The 6,000-nt window shown below is 64.2% G+C and carries 5 protein-coding genes; 4 read left to right on the forward strand and 1 reads right to left on the reverse strand.

Annotation, left to right across the window (positions count from 1 at the left end):
* Positions 1 to 241 precede the first annotated feature (241 nt).
* Together AC0L25_RS23155 and AC0L25_RS23160 are read left to right on the forward strand one after the other, a co-directional pair.
* The gene (locus AC0L25_RS23155) at positions 242 to 391 is read left to right on the forward strand and encodes a hypothetical protein (protein ID WP_473597643.1); all 150 of its coding nucleotides are present in this window, start codon (positions 242 to 244) and stop codon (positions 389 to 391) included.
* Positions 392 to 599: 208 nt separating this feature from the next.
* Positions 600 to 839 carry a hypothetical protein gene (locus tag AC0L25_RS23160; protein WP_473597655.1) on the forward strand — a complete coding sequence of 80 codons (240 nt, stop codon included), beginning with the start codon at positions 600 to 602 and terminating at the stop codon, positions 837 to 839.
* Positions 840 to 907: 68 nt separating this feature from the next.
* On the opposite strand, the gene AC0L25_RS23165 is transcribed toward AC0L25_RS23160, so the two are convergent.
* Positions 908 to 2,980, reverse strand: coding sequence for a transcriptional regulator (locus tag AC0L25_RS23165; protein WP_473597644.1), 2,073 nt, complete (start codon positions 2,978 to 2,980; stop codon positions 908 to 910).
* A gap of 226 nt (positions 2,981 to 3,206) precedes the next feature.
* Between AC0L25_RS23165 and AC0L25_RS23170 the strand changes: the two genes are divergently transcribed.
* On the forward strand, positions 3,207 to 4,295 hold the full coding sequence (locus tag AC0L25_RS23170; RefSeq protein ID WP_473597645.1) for a PLP-dependent cysteine synthase family protein: 1,089 nt from the start codon (positions 3,207 to 3,209) through the stop codon (positions 4,293 to 4,295).
* A gap of 21 nt (positions 4,296 to 4,316) precedes the next feature.
* The gene (locus AC0L25_RS23175; protein ID WP_473597646.1) at positions 4,317 to 5,813 is read left to right on the forward strand and encodes a pyridoxal phosphate-dependent decarboxylase family protein; all 1,497 of its coding nucleotides are present in this window, start codon (positions 4,317 to 4,319) and stop codon (positions 5,811 to 5,813) included.
* Positions 5,814 to 6,000 lie beyond the last annotated feature (187 nt).

The following is a 6,000-nucleotide window of genomic DNA, read 5'->3' on the forward strand; positions in this document are numbered from 1 at the left end:
GAGCATCTTCCCAGAGGGAATGTCATCGAGTAGGGCGCAGGGGCGGCATGTGACGGCGCTCTCTTTGGCGAATGCACTGCCGCACCTTCAGCAGTTGCCGTGATAAGATTGGGCTGGTGTCATAACACGGTGCTCGCCGTGACAATTGTTCCCGTCCCGGTTCGTTTTCGGCACCGAATTGAGAAAAATGCACAACCGATTTCGGCAGTGCCTGCGGAGAATGTCGCTGGCGGCATTGACAATGCTGGCGGTCCCGGTCCACGCGGCCGATCTCGCCATTGCAATGCCGAACTGGCCGTCGGGCCAGGCGACGGCAAACATTCTCAAGGTCAGCCTGAAGGAAGATTTCGGGCTCGATGCCGATGTGCGCGAGAATTTTGCGACGATCTGACGATTGCCGCGAAGCTGGCGGTCGGCTTGACGTGGCGACATTGGTGGTGACCAGCCGTGGTGAAGGTTCAGAAATCCCGAGAAAAGCCCGGCCGACTGCAGCTTGCCTCAACCAAGCGCGATCATCGTGATTGGCACATTCGGGCATTAGCTGTACCATTCCTACGCCGGTCGTCGACGTGGCGTGTTCCGGCGAGGGAGAAACGTCCATGTTACGATCAATTTCGCTTGCGGTTTTCCTGGCGGTCGTTCCTGCGACAGCCTTTGCAAATTCATGCCCGACCATCATGGCCGAGATCGACGCGGCGTTGCCGACCGCAACCATCGCCGAGGCCGATAAGACCAAAGTCAAGGAACTGCGTGCTCAAGGCGAGAAATTGCACGCGGCCGGCGATCATGCAGGGTCAGAGGCTGCGCTCAACCAAGCCAAGACAATGCTCGGCATATAGTGCGACGAACGCGGCTTTCTTGACCGGCTGACCGGTTGACGCACTGTCAGGCCCGAACCGGGGTTGGATCACCCCAGCCCGATGCGCTTGGCGCCTTGCCGGAACAGGCCTGCGGCGTCCGGCTCGAAGCGGAAGGTGCCGATGAAATCGTCGGCGCAGTAGTTCGGAAGCGTCTTGCGGATGGCGGCCGCGAAAGTGCGGGCCTCGTCAAGCCGCCCCGCCAGCGCAAGGCAGTGGGCTGCGATCGCCAGGATGATGGCGTGGGCATTGGGGCGGGCGGCGGCTTTCAGCGCCCATTCGGCGGCCTCGTCGAACTGGCCGAGACGGACATGCGCCATCGCCCTGGCGCCAAGCATGCCGAACAGCAGCGGATCGAACGGGCTCAGATGGCGCGAGTGATCGGATGAACCGATCGCCGCGTTCGGATCGCCCGCCTGCGAGTGCACGAACGAAAGCGCGTAATGACCGAGCGCAAAGTTCGGGCTGAGATCCACGGCCCGTTCCAGCTCGATGAGAGAGCCGTCCTGCTCGCCGCGCAACCACAGCGCCCGGCCCATAGCCCAGTGCGCGGCCGGATTGTGATCGTCGACCAGAAGACTTTGGCCGGCTGCCTCGATGGCGAGCGCGCTTTCCTGATCGCGGTCTCCCCAGCGCTGAAAGGCGTTTTGCCAATGGGTGAAGGACAGGCCGGCATAAGCGCGGGCGAAGGTCGGATCCAGCTTCAAGGCCATGTCGAAGAAATGCCGGGCCTGCTCGTTTTCCGTGCGGGTGAAGCGATACATGTGCCAGAGACCGCGATGATAGGCCTCCCAGGCATTCAGCGAGTTGGGCGCTTTCAGCATGGCGCGGTTGCGCTCGACCATCTCGATCTCGGCCGAGATCGACGAGACGATGCTGTTGCCGATATCATCGAGGACGGCAAAGATATCGTCGGGCTTGCGTTCGAACGTGTCGGCCCAGACGATCCTGGCCGTGCGAACCTCGACAAGTTCGATGCTGACCACGACGCGGCCTGCCTGGCTGCGCACTGTCCCGGTGGTCACATAATCGACATTGAGCCGCCGGCCGGCATCTTCCGGCGCGATGTTTTTCTCGGCCAGCGCAAAGACCGAGCCGCGGGCGATGACGAAGAAATCCCGGAGCTTGGCCAGGCGGGTGATGATGTCGTGGGTGAGACCGTCGGCCAATCCGCCGCGAGTGGGGCCACCACGTGAGGGGCCTCCGCGAGGGTCCCCACAAACACCAGAGACAGCCGCCTCCTCGACAAACGGCATTATCGCGAGCGAGGTCTTGCACGATGCAGCAACACCGGAATCGGGAAGTATAATTTCCGCTTGCGGGACCACGGGCACGAGTGCCGGTCGCGCCCGGAGCGTCGCGGCAGGTCGTTCGCTGCGGATCGTCCGCCATGCGTCACGAACGGGTTCAAAATCCAGATCCTCCGAAGCAAACAGCTGCGCCGCGGAAGCGAGATGTTCCTCGCACGCGGCGATCTGGCCGCGCTGCGCCAGCCTTGCCAGAAGAGCCACATGCGCGCGCCCGTCGAAGGGAGCGAGTTCCAGCCACTTTTCCAGATGCGCTAACGTGTCGTCGGCATCCGCCGGGAGCTTGCTGACGAGATGTTCCAGGATGGCGGCGTGCCAGGAGCTGAAGCGGCGGCGCTGCGCGATCAGCCAGCTGTTGAAATGCGGGCTGCGGTCGATCTCCAGCCCGTCGAGGAAATCGCCTACGAACAGTTCGGACAAGGCCTGCAGCCGCTCAAGATCGAGCATCTCGATTCCTCCAGCGGCGGCCGAGGCGATGTCGATCGCATCGACGGAAACGCCTTTCAGATCAAGGGCGATCGTGTCGCCAGGCGTTTCGATCCTGCGGCGATCCGGTTCGTCGAGAATGCCCCTGAGCTTGCTGAGGCACCAGCGAAGCTCGCCCCTCGGATCGTTCGGCACATCCCACAGCAGCTCGCACAGACGGCTGCGGCCGACGGCATGCGGCGCAAGCGCCAGATAGGCGAAGAGCGCGCGCAGCTTGCGCGATGCCGGCAGTTGCACGGTGGCGCCGTCGCGGATGACCGTCAGCGGTCCGAGCAGCCGCACGGACAGCCCGGGCGTTGCGCCCTCCAGGCTCGATCGAGCGGATTCCACGTGCGTTTCCACGCTTGCTCCCACGCTGGCCAGTTGTCCTGTGTTCTACCATCGAAAGCGATAGAGTGCATCCGGCAACGAATTTCCGCGCCGGACGCCGGCATTGCCGCCTTTCCGGGCCGCATTGCCGGCACAGCACCTTACCGCGGCAAGGTCTCGAAACTTCGCCGCCCAAGCCGCCGGTTTGTAACCGGCTTGTGACGACAACAAAAAGAGGAGAGCAGACATGCTGCAGCAACGGAAAATCAGGACCACGGCCGGCCGCGGCCGCCTGTTCGACAGCATTACCGACACGGTCGGCGATACGCCGGTGATCAGGATCAACAATCTCGGCCCCGATCATGTGACGATCTATGTGAAGGCCGAGTTCTTCAATCCGGCGGCGTCGGTGAAGGACCGGCTGGCGCTCAACATCATCGAGGAGGGCGAACGCAGCGGCGCCCTGAAGCCGGGCCAGACGGTCGTCGAAGCGACCAGCGGCAACACCGGCATCGGGCTGGCCATGGTCTGCGCGCAGAAGGGCTATCCGCTGGTGGTGACGATGGCCGACAGTTTCTCCATCGAGCGCCGCAAGCTGATGCGCATGCTGGGCGCCAAGGTGGTGCTGACGCCGCGCGCCCAGAAGGGTTTTGGCATGTACAACAAGGCGGTGGAACTCGCCGAGGCCAATGGCTGGTTCCTGGCCCGCCAGTTCGAGACCAAAGCCAATGCCGCCATTCACGAGGCGACGACGGCGCGCGAGATCATCAACGACTTCGCCGGATCGCGGCTCGACTGCTTCGTCACCGGCTACGGAACCGGCGGCACCGTCGTCGGTGTCGGGCGGGTGCTGCGCCGTGAGCGTCCCGAAACCCGGATCGTGCTGGCCGAACCCGCCAATGCCCAGCTCATCGGCAGCGGCAAGGCACAGGAGCGCGGCGCCGACGGTGCACCGGCCGCCAGCCATCCGGCGTTCGAGCCGCACCCGATCCAGGGCTGGACCCCGGATTTCATCCCCAACATCCTCCAGGAGGCGGTCGACGCCAGCCTCTATGACGAGGTCGTGCCTGTTCCCGGGCCTGAAGGCATCAAATGGGCCAAGGCGCTGGCGCAAAAGGAAGGGATTTTCACCGGCATCTCCGGCGGAGCCACTTTTGCCGTGGCACGCCAGATCGCGGAAAAAGCCGCACCCGGCTCGGTGATCCTGTGCATGCTTCCCGACACCGGCGAACGCTACATGACGACGCCGCTGTTCGACGGCATCGAAGCCGAGATGGACGCGGAGGAGATCGCGCTGTCGCGCTCGACGCCGGGCTGCCAGTTCCCGGCCGAGTAACGGCGTACGGGAGCGACGCGGATGGACGCCATGCTGAAGGCCGCCGGCACTGCCGGTCTGGTTGCCGAAGAAACGCTCGATCCGGTCGACTGGGCCGATGTGCAGGCGCTGTCGCACCGGATCGTCGATGACGCCGTCGACTATCTGCGCGATGTCCGCGAACGGCCGGTGTGGCAGGATATGCCTGAAGAGGTAAAAACCTTCTTCACCGCACCGCTGCCGCGGTCGCCTCAGCCGCTTGCCCAAGTCTATGGCGAGGTAGCGCGGAACGTGATGGCCTACCCCATGGGCAACATCCATCCGCGCTTCTGGTCCTGGTATATGGGATCGAGCAATTTCACCGGGGCGCTCGGTGATTTCCTGGCGGCGGTCCAGGGTTCCAACCTTGGCGGCGGCAACCATGCCGCCGCTCTGATGGACATCCAGGTCGTCGACTGGTGCAAGCAGATGATGGGCTTTCCCCAATCGGCCAGCGGCACACTGGTCAGCGGCGGCTCGATGGCCAACATCATCGGGCTGACCGTGGCGCGCAACGCTAGGGCAGGCATCGACGTGCGCGAGCTTGGCGTTGCCGCCATCGACAAGCCGCTGCGTTTCTATGGCTCGGACCAGCTTCATTCCTGCCACCGCAAGGCGATGGAGGCGCTTGGCCTCGGCAATCGGGCGCTGCGCCGCATCCCGACCGATGCCGGATTGCGGATCGACATCGACGCCTTGCGGGCAGCGATCGCCGAAGATCGTGCGGCCGGGTTCAAGCCGGCGTGCGTGATCGGCACGGCAGGCACCGTGAACACCGGAGGGATCGACGATCTGCAGGCGCTGGCAAGGCTGGCGGCACAGGAGGATCTCTGGTTCCATGTCGACGGCTGCATCGGCGCGCTGATCGCCATCGCACCGGAAAATTTCCATCGTGTTGCCGGCATCGAGCACGCCCACTCCATCGCGCTCGATCCGCACAAATGGCTGCACGCTCCCTTCGAGGTCGGCTGCGTGCTGATCAGGGACGCAGCATCGCATCGCAATACGTTTGCGGTGACGCCGGAATATCTGGAATCGACGCCGCGCGGCCTCGCTTCCGGACAATGGCTGCATGATTTTGGCCTGCAGACGTCACGCGGTTTTCGCGCGCTGAAAGTGTGGATGGCGCTGAAGGAGCACGGCATCGAGAAATTCGGCCGGCTGATCGACCAGAACATCGCACAGGGCCACACGCTCGGCAGGCTGATCGAGGCCGCGCCGCTGCTGGAACTGGTCGCGCCGCCGAGCATCAACATCGTCTGTTTTCGCTACCGCGGCGACGGGCTGACGGGAGAGCGGCAGAAGGCACTTAACACCGAGATCATGCTGAGGCTGCAGGAAGAAGGCATCGCCGCCCTTTCGGATACGACGGTGCACGGCCAGCATGGCCTGCGGGTGGCGATCAACAACCACCGCACCCGGCGCGAGGACCTGGACCTGCTGGTGCGGGAAACAGTGCGGCTTGGACAGGAGATTTCAAAATCGGGCGCCGCTCGCTAATCCGTGTGGCGCGGAGATCGTCAATGTTCCGAGGTTGGCGGGAAAGCGGCTTCATTCCAGCTTGGGTTCCTCGCCCCCCCGAGAGTGGGGGAGAGGTGGCTCGGCGAAGCCGAGACGGAGAGGGGGAACCCCCACAAACGATGCCCCCCCACACACGGGGGGGGGGGGGGCGCCCCCACGCCCCCCC

The sequence above is a fragment of the Mesorhizobium sp. WSM4813 genome, assembly GCF_055811555.1.